Here is a 20,596-nt window from a genome sequence, read left to right as displayed (position 1 = left end):
TCTTTGTATTACTCTCTAAAAAGTATTTTTGAACTTAGTAGAGTTTTCGGATTATAAAACTTATTGAACAAACGAAGCAGGATTGTTCAATAAGAGTTATTTCAAAAATAACTAAAAGGGTGTTTTAATATATGAGGTTTGAATATAAGTTACAAGGTGCTGGATGGGCAGATTTTTATATAGAAATTAATTCTCAAAGATTTAGTTTTAGTCCCGGATATCTTACTGATGCATTAGGTGGTATTTTAAATGCCATAAAAGAAATCCATCCATTATTTGATACTGAAGGTGATTATAAAGAATATGGCTCACATTATACCTGGAATGCAGAACCTAATGTTTTAGAATGGAATTTAAAATATATAGGTAACGAAAAAATACTCATTAATCTTACTCACTTTGAAGATGATGAAGAAGAAAGGGTGGTAGTATTAAACGAAGAATGTCCTTATGATGTTTTTCTAAATGAAGTTTTAAGGGAAGTTGAACTAATTCTCGCAGAGTATGGAATAGTTGGATATAAAGAAATGTGGTATGAAAATGAATTTCCATTAAGTACATTTTTAGAGTTGAAATTTTATTTAGAAAACAAGGATCGTTTTCCAATAGCTACAAATATAGTCGGGAATAAAGAAATGAGAAAGAGTGAGTTGAAATTTGAATTAGATTTTATCAATAAAATAATATGATTCCATTAGCGAATGCTTATGTTTAATTAATCCCGTTTTTTTATTGTGCTAAAGGAGCAGGAATGTTGAGGGAAAACAGGATAATTTTTAATTTGAAAATAGGTGAGGTCTTTGAGAGACAATTATGGATTTGTTTCAATTTTTATTGATAGCTTTAGTAATTTATATATTATCCCAAACAGCCCTTCTAAGAAATACGAAGGATCACTGTCTCAAGTTGAGAAAGTTTTCAAATTGGCAGTTCCCTACACCGATGAAGAATTAGAGCAAAAGGTGAATGAGGCTCTCGATTTATTTGGAGTGATAGAAGCTGATGATGAGGGAAAAGAATCGGTTATTGAAAAAGTAATGGGAATCAAAGGATATTCAAAAGCTACAAAAACTCTCAAGTATATATCAATATATTGGGATTTTGAAAAAGGTTATGTCGTCGAGCCCTACCAAAAAGAGAAACGTGGCTATACCGTTCTTGAAGAAAGAACTATTGATGTAGTTAGAGATTATAAGCCAGGGCAGTTGGCAGAATCTATTCAACAAGCACTAGGTTTTGCAAGTATATAAATAACTCACGATCAATCATTCCCTTCTCTTATTAATAGATGGTGATGTTTTTTAAGGGATAATTATCCGTTTTGATTAACTTTTTATTGACTAACGGTGCAGAATTCCTGTAATTAAGCTGAATTTGTGAAAAAGTGTACTTAAACATAAGGGTGCTTTAGTTAAATAAGAAAATAATTGGTGGTAAAAAGGACCGACTTTTCAAAAGTCGGTCCCAGTTTGTAGCCAAAAGGGGTTCGGAATGCTCTCATTCCGAACCCCTTTTTGGATTTTATCCGATTTTTCAAAGGAAATAGACTCTCTTTGCTATATTGTTAGGCCATTTCTGGACTTCTCCATGTCCAGTTGGCCATCTTCTTCAGGTTCAAGGCAGCGAAAGTAAGCATCGCCTGCATCGACAATTTTTTAAGTCCCCTCAGGGTTGTCCAACGCATGCCATGCTTTTCTTTTGCATCTGCGAATACACGCTCAATGGTTTCCTTGCGCTTCGCATAGATTTGTTTTACTTCTGGTGTGTGCCTTAAGTGATCTGCTTCTTCGACATACTCCTGCCAGATATGGCGCGTTACCACCTTTTGGTGGTCTTTGCTTTCTGTGCATTGCGCTAAAAACGGGCAGGTGGCGCAGATCTTTTTGGGGGATTTATATTCACGATATCCCTCTTTCGTTGTGGTCGAATACTCTAGGACCTCACCGGCAGGACACAAATAACAGTCGAAAAATTCGTCATACACATAGTCATATTTGCGGAAAAAGCCATCCTTCGTCCGTGGTCGGGTATAAGGCAAAGCCGGGGTCATTTCATTTTCCATCAGAAACTTCGTAATAGCTGGGGTTTTATAGGCTGCATCGGCCGCAACGGCCTTAGGCTTTCCAACTTTCTCTATCACTTGTTCTACCAGTGGCTCAAGGACCAGGCTGTCATGCGTATTCCCAGGTGTCACGATGGTTCCCAAAACAAATCCATTACGATCTGATGCCGCATGGAAAGAGTAGGCAAACTGCTTTGTTCGCTCATCCTTGACGTAATATCCACTCTCAGGATCGGTCGTGCTTTCCTTGATTTCCTTCGTTTCTTCCTTCTCGAACTTATCAGGAGGAAAAGGTTTCTTCCCGTGGTCTTCCCGATCCTGATTGATCTCTTCCTGGAGTTTCTCTTGATACGCCCGTGTTTCCTTTCGCACCACTTTCTTCTCGAATTTATGCTTATTCGCACTTGCTTTTACATGGGTTGAATCAATAAAGACATGTTCAGCACTAATAAGTTTCTTATCCGCTGCGGTCTTAAGAATTCGATAGAAAATCTGTTCAAACAAATCGGTTTCTTTAAAACGGCGTACGTAATTCTTCCCGAAGGTGGAGAAATGGGGCACTTTATCATGGAATCCATAACCCAAAAACCAGCGGTAGGCCATGTTCGTTTCTACTTCGGCAATGGTCTGGCGCATGGAACGGATGCCAAAGGTATATTGAATGAAGCTCAGCTTAATTAGAATCACAGGGTCAATACTTGGGCGACCTACTTCGGAATATACATCCTTTACCAGTTCATAGATGAAAGAAAAATCAAGGGCTGCTTCCATCTTACGGACTAAATGGTCCTGAGGAACCAGTTGGTCTAAAGCAACCATTTCTAATTGATCTCGTTGGATTGGATTGTTTTTCGAAAGCATCTTCATCACCTCAAGCGTTATATGTATCTATTTTAAAAGAGACTTATGGCTAGTTCCACACTAAGTTAAAGAATCCTGTTGATTGGAGTGGAAGGCGCGTAGACTCCTGCGGGATCAGACGGACAGGTGAGACCCCGCAGTCGCCAACGGCGGCGAGGAGGCTCAGCGCCGGCCCCGCGGAAAGCGAAGCGCCTGGAACGGAAATCAACAGCCCCATTTCAGCACAAACCAAAAAAACTGTAGACAAGCTCGATTTCCATCGAGTTTGTCTACAGTCTGGGACCGACTTTTCAAAAGTCGGTCCTTTTTTGTGTGATTTACCTTGTGTATTACCAAGTGTTTTGTCAGTGATTAGCTATGAGATTTTATATGATATTTGTTTGTTTGCACCTCACAAGTAAACCCGTTAGTATTTTGTACGGTTTTTCTTATATTATTGTAAGATATTTGAGTTTATCGCGTCTTATATGTAAGGAGGTGAGATGGTGACACAGCTTGAGGATATTTATAATACATACTTTAAAGATGTATTTTTATATGTGTATAGTTTATCTGGCGATAAGCATATCGCTGAAGATATCACTTCGGAAACTTTTATGAAGGCATTAACATCGCTGGACAGTTTCAGAGGGAATAGTGATATCCGTGTTTGGTTATGCCAAATTGCCAAAAACAGTTATTACTCTTATTTGCGTAAGAATAAAAGCTTGGTGGATCTTGAGTCGGTTCCAGAATCAGCTAGTGGAGACAATGTAGAACAAGAAATAACCATTTCAGAAGCGTCTATGAAGGTACATGAAGTTATCCAGAATTTGAAAGAGCCATACAAAAAGGTCTTTACTCTCCGTGCATTTGGAGAACTGTCATTTAAGCAAATTGGCAAATTGTTTGGAAAAAGTGAAAACTGGGCTTGTGTTACTTATCACCGTGCTAGAGAAAAAATTAAAGCGCGATCGGAGGATTATCGATGAAAATTAGCTGTAATATGATTAGGGATATACTGCCGTTATATGTCGAGGATATGGCAAGTCAAGATACTAGAGATCTAGTTGAAGAACATATAGCTTCTTGTGAGAACTGTAAAAAACAACTTGAAGAAATAAGGACTTTTGAAGAACCGCCAGTAGATACCGATATAGCTCCCTTAAGAAACATACAAAATACATTGCGAAAGAAAAAGCTGCAAACGATTATTCTTTCAGTCATGGTAACATTGGTTTTTGCAGTGGTTACAATCGCTTATCTGACAACCCCAGCATACATCTCTTATAATGAAAATGCGGTTTCAATTATTGAAAAGGATGATGGAACTGTACTTTTGAATTTTAGTGAAGAAGTCTCTGGATATAATGTAAATCAATATCCAGCAGCAGACAATTCAGGTTATGTCTATGATATAACAACATGGGAAACGATTTGGCACCGGAAAATAAGCAAAAACAACCTAGAAAATACTGTCTTAAACCCGAATGGAGAAACGGTCGCTTCAATCTATTATTACAATACCGATGGAAGTGAAAATATTTTAATTTATGGAGATCCAATAACGGATGGTTCTGTCATTACGTTACCTCGGCTAGTTTTAAGCTACTATGTGATGTTTGCTATAGGATTTTTACTTATTTGTGGAATTGGATTGGTCATATTCCGTAAGAACGAGAAAATAAGAAATAGACTAGAAAAAATGATTCTATTGCCTATCTCGTACCTGTTTGCTCACTTACTTATAAAAGATCTTCACTCTGCCACTTACCTTGCTGGACGAGACCTTTATGTAATATTACTTGTCACAATTCCTTTATATGTTGCGTTGTTAGCTGGAAGGAACATATTAAAAAAATTATCAATTAAGAAGCCGAAAAGCACTTTATAATAGTTGTTGCTTTCACTGCTTAATAATAGGCTCACCAATCAGCGATTCTTTGCTTAATTTTAGTTCTATATTACTTGATACCGAGGGGGTCCCTGATAGATTCAGATTTCTAAAACATGGCCAAAGAAGTATCCTTTGAATTGGTTGAAAACCTAAATTCTACTGTCCAGGGGCAAGTTGCAGAAGATGGACTCATTATTTCTGATTAATGAGTCCATCTTCAACATACGGGTGCTAATGTTAAAGATGACGATATTGCAAAAACAAAAATCGCTTAACAATGAAGTTAAGCGATTTTTGATGTGACCTTTGTATTTTTTGTTCGAACAATTGCCGGTTAACATGTACTGAAATTTGATGACTTACAAGATTACCCAACCATGAAACTTTTTCTGTTGTAATCCAGAAATAAAGATTCCTTGATGGCCTGAATGCTGTTTTCAGAAAAATATGATAAAATCAAAAGAAAAACCAGGTGAGGTTTATGAACTCAAAACTATTACATATTCCTGCGGATATCATTGAAACGATCGTTGAGAATGCGTTCGAATGGCTTGTAGTGGTTGACAGGGAAGGACGGATTATTTACATCAATCATAATTATTGCGAGTTTCTTGAAGTCAATCGTGAGGAGACGATTGGCAGGCATGTGACTGAGATCATCGAAAATACGAGGATGCATATCGTCGCACAGTCTGGAAAGGAAGAGCTGGCAGACCTGCAATTCATCAAGGGGAATTATATGATCGCCAACCGGGTGCCAATCATAAAGAATGGCGAAGTGATTGCTGCGTTTGGAACGGTATTTTTCAGGGATACACAGGAATGGATGAAAATGGACAGCCATGTGAAAAGCCTGCTTACAAGGATGCAGCCTTACATCCAGAAAATCGATACCGGCGTGAAATATACGCTCGATGATATTCTAGGAGACTCAAAGCAGATCATGAGCTTGAAGGAAAAAGTGAAAATGGTTGCAAACAGTGACATCTCTGTTCTTATCAGAGGGGAGAGCGGAACAGGGAAAGAATTGTTCGCCCACAGCATCCACCAGCTGAGCAGCCGCAGCCAGAAACCGTTCATCAAGGTGAACTGTGGTGCGATTCCGGAAAACCTGCTTGAATCCGAGTTGTTCGGGTATGAAGAGGGTGCCTTTACAGGAGCGAAAAAAGGCGGGAAAAAGGGGAAGTTCCAGCTGGCGAATGGCGGTACACTTTTCCTTGATGAGATCGGGGACATGCCGCTTAGTATGCAGGTCAAGCTTTTGCGTGCACTGCAGGATGGAGAGATCGAGCCGATTGGCTCGACAAAATCGTTATCGGTTGATGTCCGAATCATTGCGGCTACAAACCGGCCTCTTGAAAATATGATTGAAGAGAAGCGTTTCAGGGAGGATTTATTTTACCGGATCAATGTCGTGCCGTTCAGCGTGCCCCCTTTAAGGGAACGTGCAGAAGACCTGACACTTTTAATTCATCATTTCATCGAGAAAGTCACCAATCGCCTTGGAAAGCGGATCGGAGGAATTGAGCGTCAGGTTCTGGATGTCCTCACATCCTACAGCTGGCCGGGGAATATCCGGGAGCTGGAAAATGTCATCGAAGCTGCGGTCCATTTGACGAAGGGTGAACAAATCACCTATGAGTCCCTTCCTGATTACTTGCAAACACAGAATGCTTTGTATCGGTTCAAGAATAAGAAGCTTAAGGATATTGTGGAGGAAACGGAGAAGTGGGTACTAAAGCAAAGCCTTGAGCGTAATCATGGTGACAAAAACCTGGTATCAAAGGAGCTTGGTGTCAGCCGGACAACGCTATATGACAAGCTCAATAAATATCAAATGCTCTAGTCCGAAAATCCGGAATCCTGTCCGGAATTTCGGACTTCTTTTTTTCTATCAATATTTGATTATATTTTCACTTTATAAATAGTGTAAAACCAGCAAGGATAGGACAGGGTACATCAAATAAGTTTCTATTATTCTAGAGGCAAACCATTTTACTAGCGTCCGGAAATCCGGATTCATATGACAGAAAATTTCGAATACGTCAGATAAAAACTGGTATTAAAAGTTGGCACGATTATTGCAATAAGATATAACAGCAATTTTATTCAGTTTTTTGTAAGCGTTACCAAATAAAACAGAGGAGGGAAGGAAGTCGTTTTATTCAAAAGGTGAGGGTCGAAATCCAAAGGTCCAGGTGTTTCCAGATCCTAGGTATTCTTGACCCAACCTTTTTAGCACTTGAAAGAATTTAAAACAAGGGGGAAAAGAAATGCTGAGCATGATTGGATTGATCGGCGGTCTGGCGTTATTGATTTATTTGACGATGAGGGGCATGAACCTTCTGATTGTCGGGCCGATTTCTGCATTATTCGTCGCTGTATTCAGCGGCATGCCATTATTCCCGCAGCTGGCTGAAGAGGGAGCTGCCAATTTTGTTGGAAACTATATGTCGGGTTTCTCTGGATTTGTGACCTCATGGTACATGATGTTCTTGCTTGGGGCAATTTTTGGAAAAGTAATGGAAGATAGCGGCGCAGCTGACAGTGTCTCGGAATTTATTGTAGAAAAACTTGGAATGAGATATGCCGTCTTTGCGATCGTTCTTGCCTGTGCGGTGCTGACGTATGGCGGCGTGAGTTTGTTCGTTGTTGCCTTCTCCGTATACCCGATGGCCTTGAGCCTGTTCAGACAGGCAGACCTGCCAAGGCGCTTCATCCCGGCTGCCCTGGCCTTTGGTTCAGTCACCTTCACAATGACGTCTGCAGGATCTCCGGAGATCCAGAACTGGATTCCGATTGAATTCTTGAACACCACTCCATATGCCGGGTGGGAGGTCAGCTTGATCGTTGCTGTCTTCATGATGATCTTCGGATATTGGTGGCTGAAGCGGATGATCACAAAAGCAGTTGCGAGAGGGGAGAAATTCGTAGCAAGGGACAAGGACCCACGCGTGGAAAAACGTGCACTGCCACACCCGCTAATGGGGCTTCTGCCGCTGGTTGTGGTACTGGTGATTTCGTACTTTTTCCATGATTCATTGAAGCAATCCGCGCTGATCATCGCCCTTTTGGGTGGAGTTGTATCCGCGTACTTACTGAATCGAAAGTATTTCAAAAACTTCTGGGAGGCTGTCTCAGAAGGAACAATTGGCGCTTTGATCGCCATCGGCAACACGGCGGCTGTCGTTGGTTTCGGAGGCGTAGCCAAAGCAGTTCCTGCATTCCAGACAGCTGTTGACTATATGACAAGCATTCCGGGAAGCCCGTTGATCGGGGCGGCAATCGCAGTCAGTGTCATCGCCGGGATGACTGGTTCCGCATCCGGCGGCCAGGCAATCGCGCTGCCATTGCTCGCACCGCACTATCTAGATATGGGCGTCAATCCGGAAGCGCTGCACCGTGTAGCTGCAATTTCTTCCGGTGCACTTGATTCCCTTCCGCACAACGGCTATGTCGTAACGACGGTCAGGGCAATCTGCGGCGAATCCCACCAGGATGCTTATAATCCAGTTGCGGCAGTGACGGTCATCGTTCCGCTGATTGGGGTTGCGATTGCAATCATCCTGTTCTCACTTGGTTTAGGGATTTAATGAAAGGAGTTTCATGATGGTTAAAGACAAAGTTTTATTGATTACAGGCGCCGCCCAGGGAATCGGCTATGAAATTGGCAAATTCTTTGCTGAACACGGCGGCAAGGTATTTTTAACTGATTTACAGGAGGATGCTGTTGAAAAAGCAGCATCAACCCTTCGTGAATCAGGTTATGATGCCGCAGGATTTAAATGCGATGTAACGAATGAAAAGGACATAGAAAAAGCCGTTGCAAACTGCCTGGAGCAATTTGGCCGTATCGACGTCCTCATCAACAATGCCGGCCTTCAATATGTATCCATGATCGAAGACTTCCCAACGGAAAAATTCGAACTGCTGATCAAGGTGATGCTGACAGCACCATTTGTTGCCTTGAAACATGTTCTGCCAGTGATGAAAAAGCAAGGCACGGGCAGAGTCATCAACATGGCATCCATTAACGGGCTAGTTGGCTTTGCCGGGAAAGCGGCCTATAACAGTGCTAAGCACGGAGTAATTGGACTGACGAAGGTAGCTGCCCTCGAAACAGCTGAACATGGCATCACCGTGAACGCAGTCTGTCCGGGCTATGTCGACACACCATTGGTACGCAACCAGCTTTCCAGCCTGGCAGAAACCCGGAATGTCCCGCTTGAAAAAGTACTGGAAGAAGTGATTTTTCCGCTGGTGCCGCAAAAACGCCTGCTCGCCGTCGAGGAAATCGCCGACTATGTACTCTTCCTAGCCAGCGACGCCGCAAAAGGAATCACCGGCCAGGCAGCGGTCATTGACGGCGGCTATACGATTCAATAATCTAAACAAAAAATGAGCCTGCTTCCTATTCGGAGCAGGCTCATTTATCTTTAGATGTCTTTTCTTGGATGGTGTATCTGATCATTGTCATCATACTTTAAACATAGTACATGACGGCTAATAGAATGATTCATTCTGGTATGATTCAAGCGGGAAGTCGAGCAATGTTGTGATCACTCTGATGGTTTAGTCTGGTTCATATATTTATAGAGAATACTTTCCACATTCTCAATATGGTTGAGCATCAAGCTTCTTGCTTCCGCAGCATTTTGTTCTTTTATCGCCTCGTATATCGCATAATGCTCATCGTATAAGCGATCTGTAGTGGTTTGTTGTGAGTAAAGCCATAACCTGCGGGTTTCCTTCATCGTTTCTGCCATCAACGCTGAAACATGGTTCATCAAGCTGATTAATAAGGGATTATGCGAACTTTCAGCAATGGCCATATGGAATTGCAAATCCGCCTTTTCGCCCAGCGTCTCATCGCCATTAGCGCTTTTCATTTCCTCCAGCGCTTCTTTCATTGTCTGAAGCTGGGTTTCAGTCCGTTTGTTTGCAGCAGAAAAAACAGTCCCTGCCTCAAGGATTTTCCTGACTTCCAACAGATGTGCTGTATCCTGAGCATTCATCAGGATGGCTGTTGATAACGGAAAGCTGATTTGCTCTGACTGGAACTGTTTCACATAGGTTCCTTCGCCCTGCCTGATTTCAATGAGCCCTATTGCTCTCAATGCAGTCAATGCTTCCCTGATCGCAGAGCGGCCCACCTGGAAATTCTCCGCCAGCTGCTGGACAGAATCCAGTTTATCACCTGGCTGCAATTGACCTGAACTGATCATATCATGGATTGCTTCGGCAACTTCTTCATAGATCTTCTTAGGTTTTATTTTATTGTATTGCAAGGTAAATCCTCCAAATTTCGTTCTCTTGACTCTCATTATACAGGTTTCTCTCAGCTCTACTAAAATCTTCGTCGTTTAGAGCCTATTGGAAACGATACTTGCCCACAACAATATTTTACTAAATGTAAATATATATTGAAATTCTCCTAATGAACATCCTATAATTTAATGTATGGTCATCAGATGACCATACAACCTTTTTGAAAGCAATTACCCATCTGCGTTTTCCAAGGAATAGTTTTTAGTAAAAAACCTTGGATATTCATGCAAAACAGCTATCCCTTAAGATCCTTATCATGCTGATTTTGTGATTGTTATTTTCTCGTACATACCAAGTGATCATTATTACATCTGTCTTCAGAGCACTCTTCAATCTGCTCTATTACTCTTTTAAAAAAAGAAGCTGTATTTTACTTTTTAACAGCGAAAACAGCAAAGTTTACCTAAAGAACCGAGAAAAACTATTAGACTCAATACCTGGCTTTATTTTACCAACGAAGGGGGAACTATTATGCTACCGAATACAGTGAAAGAAAAATTGATCTCAATCGTAACTGCGGCAAATTTTGATGACTCTAAAACGGGTAGGCTTGTGTATTCATATGATGCAACACCTAACTTTCAGTCAATGCCTGATGCAGTTGTAAGTCCGCGGAATAAACAGGAAATCTCGCAAATTGTGAAGATCTGCAATGAATATAATATTCCGATTGTCCCGAGAGGATCAGGAACCAATCTGTGTGCAGGCACTTGCCCGACAGAAGGAGGAATCGTCCTTCTATTTAAGCACATGAACAAGATCCTTGAGGTCGATGAAGAGAATCTAACCGTTACTGTTCAGCCTGGGGTTGTGACGCTTGATTTGATCCAAGCTGTCGAGCCAAAAGGCCTGTTTTACCCACCAGACCCAAGCTCTATGAAAATATCAACCATCGGAGGCAATATTAATGAAAATTCCGGCGGGCTCCGTGGATTGAAGTATGGAGTGACAAGGGATTACGTGATCGGGCTTGAGGCTGTGCTGCCAAACGGAGATATCATCCGCACAGGAGGCAAATTGGCGAAGGATGTTGCCGGATATGATTTTACCAGGCTGCTGGTTGGCTCGGAGGGGACATTGGGCATCATTACCGAAGCAACTCTTAAGCTGATTCCAATGCCGGAGACAAAACAAACAATGCTGGCTTTATATCAGGATCTTGAGGCAGCAGCTAAATCAGTATCCAAGATTATCGCCAGCAAAATCATTCCGGCTACGCTGGAATTCCTGGATCAGCCGACCTTGAAGGTTGTGGAGGATTTTGCCAAGATTGGGCTTCCAACAGATGTTAAAGCCGTGTTATTGATTGAACAGGACGGTCCTGTTGAAGTGGTCGAGCGTGACATGGCGAGGATTGCTGAGGTTTGTAAAGAAGAAAAGGCAGTGTCTGTGCAGCTGGCACAAACAGAAGCTGAGGCGGAAGCACTGAGGACTGCGCGCAGAAGTGCATTGTCCGCACTGGCGAGGTTAGCGCCGACGACTATTTTAGAGGATGCGACTGTTCCAAGGTCAGAGATTGCGAGAATGGTCAATGCAATCAATGAAATTGCGGATAAGTATGACTTGAATATTTGTACTTTTGGCCATGCAGGAGATGGGAATCTTCATCCTACATGTCCGACGGATTCTCGGAATCATGACGAAATGGAAAGAGTTGAAAAGGCATTTGCCGAAATTTTTGAAAAGGCGATTGAATTCGGCGGTACGATTACGGGTGAGCACGGCGTCGGCGTAATGAAAGCACCGTATCTCGAGTTGAAATTAGGCGAAGCAGGAATTGCGGCTATGAAGGCAGTAAAAATGGCCCTCGACCCTAACAACATCATGAATCCTGGGAAGGTATTCGCGAAGGATAGCAGAAAACGGGTGGTGGTTTCAAAATGACAACGATCCAGGAACAGCAGAGAATCCAGACAGAATTTCAGGAAAAGATGGACCAGGATGAACTATTGAACTGCATGCGCTGTGGGTTCTGCCTGCCGACATGTCCTACCTATATCGAATCGGGCTATCAGGAATCACATTCACCACGGGGCCGGATTGCTTTAATGAAGGCGGTCGTCGATGGGCTAATTGAACCAGATGAGGATTTTGAGCGCTCACTTGACCTGTGCCTTGGCTGCCGTGCATGTGAACCAGTCTGCCCATCTGGGGTGAATTATGGACATCTTCTTGAAGATGCCCGGGATATTGTCAATCAAAACAAGAAGTTTTCAATGCCAGTAAAAGTCGTCAGGAATGCAGTCTTCAAAGGACTTTTCCCTCATCAGGAGAGGATGCGGGGACTGACTGGCCTGATTGGCTTCTATCAACGTTCTGGCCTGCAAAAAGTGGCGCGTGGAACAGGTGTGATGAAGCTGTTCCCTGAATCGCTCGCCACGATGGAGAAGGTTCTTCCACAGGTACCGACAATGAAGGAGATGAAAAATCGGCCTGAGCATCTTGAACCAATTGGCACAAAGACTCATAAGGTCGCATTCTTCAGCGGCTGCCTGATGGATACCATGTTCCTTGAAACAAACAATGCGACGATGAAGCTACTGCAGCTGGCGGGCTGTGAAATTGTCATCCCAAAAGATCAGGCCTGCTGCGGAGCGCTTCATGGGCATAGTGGTGAAAAAGAAGATGCGAAAGCACTTGCCCGCCGAAACATCAAGGCATTCGATGATCTTGGTGTCGATTTTATCATTACCAATGCAGGGGGCTGTGGTGCTTTTTTAGTCGACTACGATCATTTGCTCAAAGACGACACCGATTGGAAGCAGAGGGCCCAGGCATTTGCCGATAAAATTAAGGATATCTCGCAAATATTGGTCGAAGTTGGTTTTCATGAAAAAGTGAACCTCGAGCTGCCGAATCAAATCATTACGTACCAGGATTCATGCCATCTACGTAATGTCATGAAAACAGCTTCAGCACCGAGGACATTGCTGCAGTCCATCAAAGGGGTTCAATACCAGGAGATGCAGAATGCAGACCGCTGCTGTGGTTCAGCAGGAATATACAATATAGTCGAGAGTGAAATGTCCATGCAGCTCCTCGATTCCAAGATGGTTCAGGCAAAGGCCACCCATGCAACAACAATCGTAACCGCAAATCCCGGCTGTCTCCTTCAGATGAAACTCGGAATTGAGCGTGAGGGACTCTCCGGAAAAATGAGAGGCGTGCACATTGTCGACCTGCTATTGGAAGCGACACGAACGGATCAGTAACGAACTATGGCCCACCTGAATTCTCAGGCGGGCTATTTTTCTGCCCATATTGAGTTATGGGGAAGCCTGCACAACCAGGCAAAACAATCATATACTACGCACTATCATCAAATATTCCATCCCCGCTTGCATATGCGGGGGAATTTTATTACAATAACTCTATATTCATAACGAAAGACTTCGACAAGGAGCAGTAGTGGTGAAAGCCTGTGCAAGAGAGCTGGCGGTTGGTGCAAGCCAGACGGGACCCATCATGAACTCGCCTTTGAGTCGCAGACGTGAAACTTACATGTAGCGTTTGCCGTTTTCCGCGTTAAGGATGAATGAAGCGAGTGTTACACACTAATTTGGGTGGTACCGCGGGAGATCATACATACCTCTCGTCCCTTTTACAGGGGCGGGAGTTTTTTATTTGCAAAAAATTCATCCGCTAAAAATAAATGAACTAAATCAGGAGGACATTGACGATGAGTTTCAACCATCAGGAAATCGAGAAAAAATGGCAAGCTTATTGGGAAGAAAACAAAACCTTTAAAACAACGGAAGATAAGGGAAAAGAGAAGTTCTACGCGCTGGATATGTTCCCGTATCCATCTGGTGCCGGCCTTCACGTTGGCCACCCGGAAGGCTACACAGCGACAGATATCCTTTCCCGCATGAAAAGAATGCAGGGCTTCAACGTCCTTCATCCAATGGGCTGGGATGCATTCGGCCTTCCAGCAGAGCAGTATGCGCTTGATACTGGGAATGACCCAGCAGAGTTCACGGAGATGAATATCAATACGTTCCGCCGCCAGATCAAAGCACTAGGTTTTTCCTACGATTGGGATCGCGAAGTCAACACGACTGATCCGGACTACTACAAGTGGACGCAATGGATTTTCCTGAAGCTTTATGAAAAAGGCCTTGCCTACATCGACGAAGTAGCGGTTAACTGGTGCCCGGCACTTGGAACTGTTTTAGCGAATGAAGAAGTAATCGATGGGAAAAGCGAACGCGGAGGCCACCCGGTCGAACGCCGCCCGATGAGACAGTGGATGCTGAAAATCACTGCATATGCAGACCGTCTTCTTGAAGACCTGGATTTGCTTGACTGGCCTGAAAGCCTGAAGGATATGCAGCGCAACTGGATCGGCCGGTCTGAAGGTGCTGAAATTACGTTCAACATCGAAGGACACGAGGGAACATTCACGGTTTTCACCACTCGTCCAGATACACTTTTCGGCGCAATTTATGCGGTCCTTGCACCAGAACATCAGCTTGTTGATAAAATCACTACAGCTGAACAGAAGGCTGCCGTCGAAAAATATATTGATGAAATCAAGAGCAAGAGTGACCTTGAGCGTACAGACCTTGCAAAGGACAAAACAGGCGTCTTCACTGGCGCTTACGCAATCAACCCGGCAAATGGCGAAAAAATGCCAATCTGGATTGCGGACTATGTTCTAGCGTCGTACGGCACAGGGGCTATTATGGCAGTACCTGGTCATGACGAGCGTGACTACGAGTTTGCGAAAAAATTCGATTTGGAAATCAAAGAAGTCGTGGCAGGCGGAAACATCGAAAAAGAAGCCTACACTGGCGACGGCGAGCACATCAACTCCGACTTCCTTAACGGCATGAACAAGGAAGAAGCGATCAGCAAAATGATTGCATGGCTTGAGGAAAAAGGCATCGGAACGAAGAAGGTTACTTACCGCCTTCGCGACTGGCTGTTCAGCCGCCAGCGCTACTGGGGTGAACCAATTCCAATCATTCACTGGGAAGATGGCACTATGTCAGCGGTTCCTGAGGATCAACTTCCGCTTGTCCTTCCAAAAACAACGGAAATTAAACCTTCTGGTACTGGTGAATCACCACTTGCGATCATTGATGATTGGGTGAATGTCGTTGACCCTGATACAGGCAAAAAAGGCCGCAGGGAAACGAACACCATGCCGCAATGGGCAGGCAGCTGCTGGTACTACCTGCGCTACATTGATCCGAAGAACGACCAGGCACTTGCAGATGAGGAAAAATTAAAGCAATGGCTTCCAGTCGATATTTATATCGGTGGTGCCGAGCACGCGGTACTGCACTTGCTTTACGCTCGCTTCTGGCATAAGGTCCTTTACGATGTGGGTGTCGTCCACACCAAAGAGCCATTCCAAAAGCTGTTTAACCAGGGCATGATCCTTGGTGAAAATAATGAAAAAATGAGTAAGTCAAAAGGCAATGTTGTCAATCCGGATGAGATCGTCGCAAGCCATGGAGCGGATACGCTGCGCCTGTATGAAATGTTCATGGGACCGCTTAAAGCATCCATTGCCTGGTCCACAAACGGACTTGATGGCTCACGCCGCTTCCTTGACCGCATCTGGCGCCTGTTAGTCAACGAAAATGGCAGCTTGACCGAGAAAATCAAGGATACAGATAGCGGAAACCTTGAGAAAGTTTACCACCAAACGGTTAAAAAAGTGACCGAAGACTATGAAGGACTTCGCTTCAACACAGCGATTTCTCAAATGATGGTCTTCATCAACGAAGCATACAAAGCAGAAGAGCTTCCTAAAACGTACGTAGAAGGCTTCGTGAAGATGCTTGCGCCAATAACGCCGCATTTCGCCGAAGAGCTTTGGGCAAAGCTTGGGCATAGCGAATCCATCACTTATGCAGCATGGCCAGCGTATGATGAAGCCAAGCTTGTCGATGATGAAGTGGAAATCGTTGTCCAGGTTAATGGTAAGATCAAAGCGAAAATGATGGTGCCGGCTGATGCGAACAGAGAAACTCTGGAGCAAATCGCAATGGGTGATGTAGCTGTCAAAGAACAAATCGACGGCAAAACGATCCGCAAAGTCATTGCAGTACCAGGGAAACTCGTTAATATCGTTGCTAACTAAGAACTGATGGAAAGGGTCGTCGACAGGCGGCCCTTTTTTTTGGTAAACAACAGTATACCCCATTAGGTTTATGTTTTGTAATATAGATAGAGTTTTTATATAATAAATAGGGGAATACATTAAAGTATGAATTTCACGAATTTGGAGGATATGATAATGAGTAATTTTGAAACAATCACAACTGAAGAGCTTCAAAAGAAGCTGGAAGCTGGCGAAAAGCTGGAAATGGTCGATGTGCGTGAGCATGATGAAGTTGAGTCAGGCATGATTCCCGGAGCAAAGCACATCCCAATGGGCGAAATCCCAGAAAGAATGAACGAGTTCGACAAAGATAAGGAATACATCTTCATCTGCCGTTCAAGCGCTCGCAGCGGCAATGTTTGCCACTACATGAACGAGCAAGGCTACAAAGTCCGCAACATGGTGGGCGGCATGATGAGCTGGGGCGGAGAAACAAAACGCCCATAATTATAAAATTCAGAAAATCTGGCCAGAATGGATGCTAAAAAGGAAGGAAGACTTGCCTTGATCCAGGTCAGAGTATTCGATCACGAACATGAAAAAGACCTCGAACAGGAAATGAACAGGTTTCTCGAGAAACTGGACGAAAAAAAGCTGCTCGACATTAAATACAATGTAGCCGTCGTTCCTGAAGAAGAGGAAGAAGAACAGATTTACTGTTTTTCAGCAATGATTGTGTACAGAGCCTGAGTGATTTTTCAGGCTCTGTTTTTATTATCATGGATATGAAGGACAGAAATCAGCGGAAAAGGGAAAAAGTGTCCGTCATCGACGGGATGACGGACAGGGCAAGTTCTCGTTATAACCGCAACGCAAATTCCGCTGCATTTTTACCGGCAAGCCGTCCGGTGACAAGTGCGGAGGTAATATTATAGCCGCCTGTATAGCCGTGGATATCAAGGATTTCGCCGCAAAAATACAGGCCCGCTGCTTTTTTCGATGCCATGGTTTGCGGCTCGACTTCTTTGACGGAAATGCCGCCTCCGGTCACGAATGCTTTATCAAGTGGCAGTGTGCCGTTCACTTTGAATTCGAATTGCTTGACCGATTTGGCAAAGCTTCTGATTTTTTCATGGCCAAGCTGACCACCCTGGATAGCGGAATCGATTTCATTGAGCTCCAACAGGAACATCAGGTAGCGTTCTGGAAGCAATCCCTTTAACAGATTCTTCACTGCTTTCTTAGGTTCTGCTTTGATCAGATTATTGATCTCCTGGAACAACTCTTCTTCTTTCATGTCGGGGAGGGCATCCAATGACATGACAACCTCTTTCAGGTTCCATTTTTTCATGGCTTTGACGACAAACTGGCTGCAGCGTAAGACTGCCGGGCCGCTGACGCCAAAATGAGTAAAAATCATGTCCATTTTATGGGTGATGAGCGCTTTGCCTTTAGGATTGAGAACACTGAGTGCAACGGCTCGTAAAGAAAGTCCCTGAAGCGTTTTTTCTTTAATGAAATGCTCATTGGACGTCAGTGGCACTTCTGTCGGAAACAGATCAGTGATCGTATGGCCCGCTTTTTCGGCCCAGGCGTAACCATCACCGGTCGATCCGGTGTGAGGGACCGATTTTCCGCCGACTCCAATGATGATGCTGTCGGCAAATATACGTTCTCCATTTTTCAATTCTACAGATTCAGCCTTACCGTCACTGTAATGGACATCGGAAACAGGACTGTTCGTCTTGATTTCCACCTTTAACTCCTTAAGCTTTGTTAAAAGGGCGTCCACAACGGATTGGGCCTTGTCGGTGACAGGGAACATCCGGCCATGGTCCTCTTCCTTAAGCTTGATTCCTAGTGCTTCAAAAAAAGAAATAATATCTTCATTACTAAAAATTGAAAAAGCGCTGTATAGGAACCGCCCGTTTCCGGGTATATGTTTAATGATTTCATCCACTGGAAGGCGATTGGTCACGTTGCAGCGTCCGCCGCCGGAGATGGCCAGTTTGCGACCGAGCTTGTCTCCTTTGTCGATCAGCAGCACCTTCGCGCCCTGTTCTCCAGCAGCAATTGCCGCCATCAGCCCAGACGGTCCGCCGCCAAGGACGATCACATCATATTTCATCATTTCACCAACTTTACTATTCTCTGTTTCTGATGCATTTTCTTATTATAATCCATCTTTATAATAAAAACATTGCCCTGGAACCAGATCTTTAAACGAAATCACTATCCGGAAAACTGGCAGTCCGAAAAAAAGAAGAGTAAACTAGGGAATGCAGGCGATTTCTGCAGGCTCTGAAAATCGCAAGCAAATTCTGCAATCATTGATAATTATCATAGTGTCCATTGTTGTTTGTGGTAAAATACAAGTTTGTAATCTGTTTTTTAACTTATAGATTGAAAAGTAGGGATCTTATGTCATCAAAGCTATTGAGAGGGACGTTCATTCTGACGCTTGGCACGATCTTATCGAAAGTGCTCGGGCTATTTTATGTCATTCCCTTTTTTGCCATCGTAGGAGATTATGGAACGGCTCTTTATTCGTATTCTTACATCCCATATACCATTTTCATAAGTGTTGCCACGGCAGGTGTACCGCTTGCTGTTTCTAAATTTATAGCGAAATACAATGCACTCGAGGAGTATGCGGTCGGGAGGAAGCTGTTTAAGTCCGGTGTGGTCGTCATGCTGGCGACAGGAATTCTTTCATTCCTGATCATGTATATCACAGCTCCTGGTCTTGCTGATATTGTGATGGACACCAGCAAAGAAGAAAATGTGCAAATAACGGCCGAAAATGTGACGACTGTTATTCGGGCAGTTAGCTTTGCCCTGATCGTTGTCCCATTCATGAGCTTGATCCGCGGATTTTTCCAGGGACATCAGTCAATGGGACCTTCTGCAGTGTCACAGGTTGTTGAGCAAATTGTCCGGATTGTTTTCGTGCTGGCTGGTGCATTTTTCGTCCTGAATGTCCTGAAGGGAGACATGGTAACAGCGGTCAGTGTCGCCACTTTTGCCGCCTTCATAGGCGCTCTGGGCAGCCTTGGAGTTTTGGGCTGGTATTGGTTTAAGCGAAAGCCGCACCTGGATAAACTTCTCGAAGAAGATAAGAAGACGATGGACATTTCCTTAAAGGATATTTACAAGGAAATTCTTCTCTATGCTGCACCGTTCGTTTTCGTCGGGATTGCGAATCCATTGTTCCAATTCGTTGATATGATGACCTTTACCAGGGCTATGACTTCGATCGGATTTAGTTCAAATGAAGCTAGTTCTGCGTTTTCTGTGTTGAATTTCCAGTCTCATAAACTGGTCATCATTCCTGTTTCTCTTGCTACGGCTTTTTCTCTGACTTTGGTGCCAAGTATCACCAAGGCATTTACGGAAAACGACCGCAAGGGAATGAGGCGGCAGCTTGATCAGACCTTCCAGGTGTTAATGTACTTAACAGTGCCAGCTGCTATCGGAATCGCAATACTATCCGAGCCAATGTACACGGTTTTCTATGCACACAACGATCTTGGTACAGAGGTCTTGACGACTTACGCACCAGTAGCCATCCTATTCGCTCTATTCTCGGTGACGGCTGCCATCCTTCAGGGGATTAACGAGCAGCGTTTCACGATTTTAAGTTTGCTGACGGGATTATTGGTGAAGCTAACCTTAAACATCCCATTGATCAAGCTATTTGAAACACAGGGTGCTGTCCTATCAACGGCCCTCGGCTATACGGCGGCGATTGTCATTAACATGCTTGTCATAAAGAAATTCGCAAAGTATCCGATGGGCTTCGTGACAAGAAGAATTTTCTTGATCTTGATTTTCTCTGGCCTGATGGCAGGCGTCACGATGGCATTCTATGAAATGCTTGTCCAATTCCTGTCACCTGCCGCAAAGTTCCAGTCAATTTTAATCATCGGAGTTTCTGCACTTGTAGGCGCAGCGGTGTACTTTTACCTTGGACTCCGTACGAAGCTGGTGGACAGGCTCTTTGGGGACCGGGTGACCAAGATCAAGCGCAAGCTAAGGCTGCCGGTATAATATGAAAATGGCCTTCTGTCATGAAGGCCATTTTTGCTAACTAATAATGAAACTGCTGGTCTTCCTGCCTGAAGCCGAGGCGGCGTTCGATCCTGTCGACCCTGCGCTCAAGCCGTTCCATCTGGTTATCTAATCTTTGGATTTGCCGTTCAAGGCGGTCAAGCCTCCGGTCAAACTGGCCGCCACCACCGGGAAATCCACCACCAGGGAATCCTCCTCCAGGGAAGCCTCCGCCAGGTATGCCAGGCAGCGGAATGTACAAGCCTTGTCCTTGCTGACGATAATTCATTTCAGGTCATCTCCTCATGATCTAATGTAAACTATGATAGTAGTCTATGTATAAAGTTCGAATATGGAGTGGGCA

Annotated in this window: 17 protein-coding genes and 1 other annotated feature; of the genes, 13 read left to right on the top strand and 4 right to left on the bottom strand. The window is 44.0% G+C overall.

What is annotated here, in order from left to right; all coding sequences use genetic code 11:
* The first annotated feature begins 131 nt into the window (after nt 1-131).
* Nucleotides 132-689: a hypothetical protein gene (locus EJA10_RS08445; protein ID WP_125479573.1), complete on the top strand. Its 558-nt coding sequence runs from the start codon at nt 132-134 to the stop codon at nt 687-689.
* A gap of 111 nt (nt 690-800) precedes the next feature.
* Nucleotides 801-1,250 (top strand): hypothetical protein, encoded by a 450-nt coding sequence (locus EJA10_RS08440; protein WP_125479572.1) that lies wholly within the window; start codon nt 801-803, stop codon nt 1,248-1,250.
* Nucleotides 1,251-1,564: 314 nt separating this feature from the next.
* On the opposite strand, the gene EJA10_RS08435 is transcribed toward EJA10_RS08440, so the two are convergent.
* Nucleotides 1,565-2,923 (bottom strand): IS1182 family transposase, encoded by a 1,359-nt coding sequence (locus EJA10_RS08435; protein WP_125479571.1) that lies wholly within the window; start codon nt 2,921-2,923, stop codon nt 1,565-1,567.
* 482 nt (nt 2,924-3,405) lie between these two features.
* Between EJA10_RS08435 and EJA10_RS08430 the strand changes: the two genes are divergently transcribed.
* The 5 genes from EJA10_RS08430 to EJA10_RS08410 all read left to right on the top strand — a co-directional run bounded on the left by EJA10_RS08430 (nt 3,406) and on the right by EJA10_RS08410 (nt 9,185).
* Nucleotides 3,406-3,894 (top strand): RNA polymerase sigma factor, encoded by a 489-nt coding sequence (locus tag EJA10_RS08430; RefSeq protein WP_211340544.1) that lies wholly within the window; start codon nt 3,406-3,408, stop codon nt 3,892-3,894.
* Nucleotides 3,891-4,796 carry a zf-HC2 domain-containing protein gene (locus EJA10_RS08425; RefSeq protein WP_125479570.1) on the top strand — a complete coding sequence of 302 codons (906 nt, stop codon included), beginning with the start codon at nt 3,891-3,893 and terminating at the stop codon, nt 4,794-4,796. Before EJA10_RS08430 ends, EJA10_RS08425 begins: the two co-directional genes overlap by 4 nt.
* A gap of 484 nt (nt 4,797-5,280) precedes the next feature.
* On the top strand, nt 5,281-6,645 hold the full coding sequence (locus tag EJA10_RS08420) for a sigma-54 interaction domain-containing protein (RefSeq protein WP_125479569.1): 1,365 nt from the start codon (nt 5,281-5,283) through the stop codon (nt 6,643-6,645).
* 427 nt (nt 6,646-7,072) lie between these two features.
* A complete protein-coding gene (locus EJA10_RS08415) occupies nt 7,073-8,392 on the top strand; it encodes a GntP family permease (RefSeq protein WP_125479568.1) in 1,320 nt (439 codons plus the stop codon).
* Between the two features lie 16 nt (nt 8,393-8,408).
* Complete coding sequence (locus tag EJA10_RS08410; RefSeq protein WP_125479660.1) at nt 8,409-9,185, top strand: 3-hydroxybutyrate dehydrogenase; 777 nt, start codon at nt 8,409-8,411, stop codon at nt 9,183-9,185.
* A 173-nt stretch (nt 9,186-9,358) separates the two neighbouring features.
* On the opposite strand, the gene EJA10_RS08405 is transcribed toward EJA10_RS08410, so the two are convergent.
* Entirely contained in the window at nt 9,359-10,087 is a 729-nt protein-coding gene (locus tag EJA10_RS08405; RefSeq protein ID WP_125479567.1) for a FadR/GntR family transcriptional regulator, read from the bottom strand.
* 511 nt (nt 10,088-10,598) lie between these two features.
* On the opposite strand from EJA10_RS08405, the gene glcD reads away from it, so the two are divergent.
* The 5 genes from glcD (at nt 10,599) to EJA10_RS08380 (ending at nt 16,932) form a co-directional block, all read left to right on the top strand.
* Nucleotides 10,599-12,011 carry a glycolate oxidase subunit GlcD gene (gene glcD, locus EJA10_RS08400; protein ID WP_125479566.1) on the top strand — a complete coding sequence of 471 codons (1,413 nt, stop codon included), beginning with the start codon at nt 10,599-10,601 and terminating at the stop codon, nt 12,009-12,011.
* Nucleotides 12,008-13,339, top strand: a complete 1,332-nt coding sequence (locus EJA10_RS08395) for a (Fe-S)-binding protein (RefSeq protein WP_125479565.1) — start codon at nt 12,008-12,010, stop codon at nt 13,337-13,339. The genes glcD and EJA10_RS08395 overlap by 4 nt, the downstream gene beginning before the upstream one ends.
* A 171-nt stretch (nt 13,340-13,510) precedes the next feature.
* Nucleotides 13,511-13,730: a binding site (T-box leader), on the top strand.
* 76 nt (nt 13,731-13,806) lie between these two features.
* Entirely contained in the window at nt 13,807-16,221 is a 2,415-nt protein-coding gene (leuS, locus tag EJA10_RS08390) for a leucine--tRNA ligase (RefSeq protein WP_125479564.1), read from the top strand.
* A gap of 156 nt (nt 16,222-16,377) precedes the next feature.
* The gene (locus tag EJA10_RS08385) at nt 16,378-16,689 is read left to right on the top strand and encodes a rhodanese-like domain-containing protein (RefSeq protein ID WP_125479563.1); all 312 of its coding nucleotides are present in this window, start codon (nt 16,378-16,380) and stop codon (nt 16,687-16,689) included.
* Nucleotides 16,690-16,746: 57 nt separating this feature from the next.
* On the top strand, nt 16,747-16,932 hold the full coding sequence (locus tag EJA10_RS08380; protein WP_125479562.1) for a sporulation protein Cse60: 186 nt from the start codon (nt 16,747-16,749) through the stop codon (nt 16,930-16,932).
* 109 nt (nt 16,933-17,041) lie between these two features.
* On the opposite strand, the gene EJA10_RS08375 is transcribed toward EJA10_RS08380, so the two are convergent.
* Complete coding sequence (locus EJA10_RS08375) at nt 17,042-18,310, bottom strand: BaiN/RdsA family NAD(P)/FAD-dependent oxidoreductase (protein WP_125479659.1); 1,269 nt, start codon at nt 18,308-18,310, stop codon at nt 17,042-17,044.
* 293 nt (nt 18,311-18,603) lie between these two features.
* On the opposite strand from EJA10_RS08375, the gene EJA10_RS08370 reads away from it, so the two are divergent.
* On the top strand, nt 18,604-20,232 hold the full coding sequence (locus EJA10_RS08370; RefSeq protein WP_125479561.1) for a putative polysaccharide biosynthesis protein: 1,629 nt from the start codon (nt 18,604-18,606) through the stop codon (nt 20,230-20,232).
* Nucleotides 20,233-20,272: 40 nt separating this feature from the next.
* Here EJA10_RS08370 and EJA10_RS08365 read toward each other — a convergent pair whose 3' ends face one another.
* Entirely contained in the window at nt 20,273-20,521 is a 249-nt protein-coding gene (locus EJA10_RS08365; protein WP_125479560.1) for a hypothetical protein, read from the bottom strand.
* Nucleotides 20,522-20,596: the final 75 nt, after the last annotated feature.

The sequence above is a fragment of the Mesobacillus subterraneus genome, assembly GCF_003937825.1.
Classification (GTDB): Bacteria; Bacillota; Bacilli; order Bacillales; family Cytobacillaceae; genus Mesobacillus; species Mesobacillus subterraneus.
This window is presented reverse-complemented; position numbering and strand designations above follow the sequence as displayed.

What these genes read in the sequence shown, in the direction of transcription:
- EJA10_RS08445 (WP_125479573.1), top strand. Translation starts at nt 132, where the DNA reads ATGAGGTTTGAATATAAGTTACAAGGTGCTGGATGGGCAGATTTTTAT.
- EJA10_RS08435 (WP_125479571.1), bottom strand. Translation starts at nt 2,923, where the DNA reads ATGCTTTCGAAAAACAATCCAATCCAACGAGATCAATTAGAAATGGTT.
- EJA10_RS08430 (WP_211340544.1), top strand. Translation starts at nt 3,406, where the DNA reads ATGGTGACACAGCTTGAGGATATTTATAATACATACTTTAAAGATGTA.
- EJA10_RS08425 (WP_125479570.1), top strand. Translation starts at nt 3,891, where the DNA reads ATGAAAATTAGCTGTAATATGATTAGGGATATACTGCCGTTATATGTC.
- EJA10_RS08420 (WP_125479569.1), top strand. Translation starts at nt 5,281, where the DNA reads ATGAACTCAAAACTATTACATATTCCTGCGGATATCATTGAAACGATC.
- EJA10_RS08415 (WP_125479568.1), top strand. Translation starts at nt 7,073, where the DNA reads ATGCTGAGCATGATTGGATTGATCGGCGGTCTGGCGTTATTGATTTAT.
- EJA10_RS08410 (WP_125479660.1), top strand. Translation starts at nt 8,409, where the DNA reads ATGGTTAAAGACAAAGTTTTATTGATTACAGGCGCCGCCCAGGGAATC.
- glcD (WP_125479566.1), top strand. Translation starts at nt 10,599, where the DNA reads ATGCTACCGAATACAGTGAAAGAAAAATTGATCTCAATCGTAACTGCG.
- EJA10_RS08395 (WP_125479565.1), top strand. Translation starts at nt 12,008, where the DNA reads ATGACAACGATCCAGGAACAGCAGAGAATCCAGACAGAATTTCAGGAA.
- leuS (WP_125479564.1), top strand. Translation starts at nt 13,807, where the DNA reads ATGAGTTTCAACCATCAGGAAATCGAGAAAAAATGGCAAGCTTATTGG.
- EJA10_RS08385 (WP_125479563.1), top strand. Translation starts at nt 16,378, where the DNA reads ATGAGTAATTTTGAAACAATCACAACTGAAGAGCTTCAAAAGAAGCTG.
- EJA10_RS08375 (WP_125479659.1), bottom strand. Translation starts at nt 18,310, where the DNA reads ATGAAATATGATGTGATCGTCCTTGGCGGCGGACCGTCTGGGCTGATG.
- EJA10_RS08370 (WP_125479561.1), top strand. Translation starts at nt 18,604, where the DNA reads ATGTCATCAAAGCTATTGAGAGGGACGTTCATTCTGACGCTTGGCACG.
- EJA10_RS08365 (WP_125479560.1), bottom strand. Translation starts at nt 20,521, where the DNA reads ATGAATTATCGTCAGCAAGGACAAGGCTTGTACATTCCGCTGCCTGGC.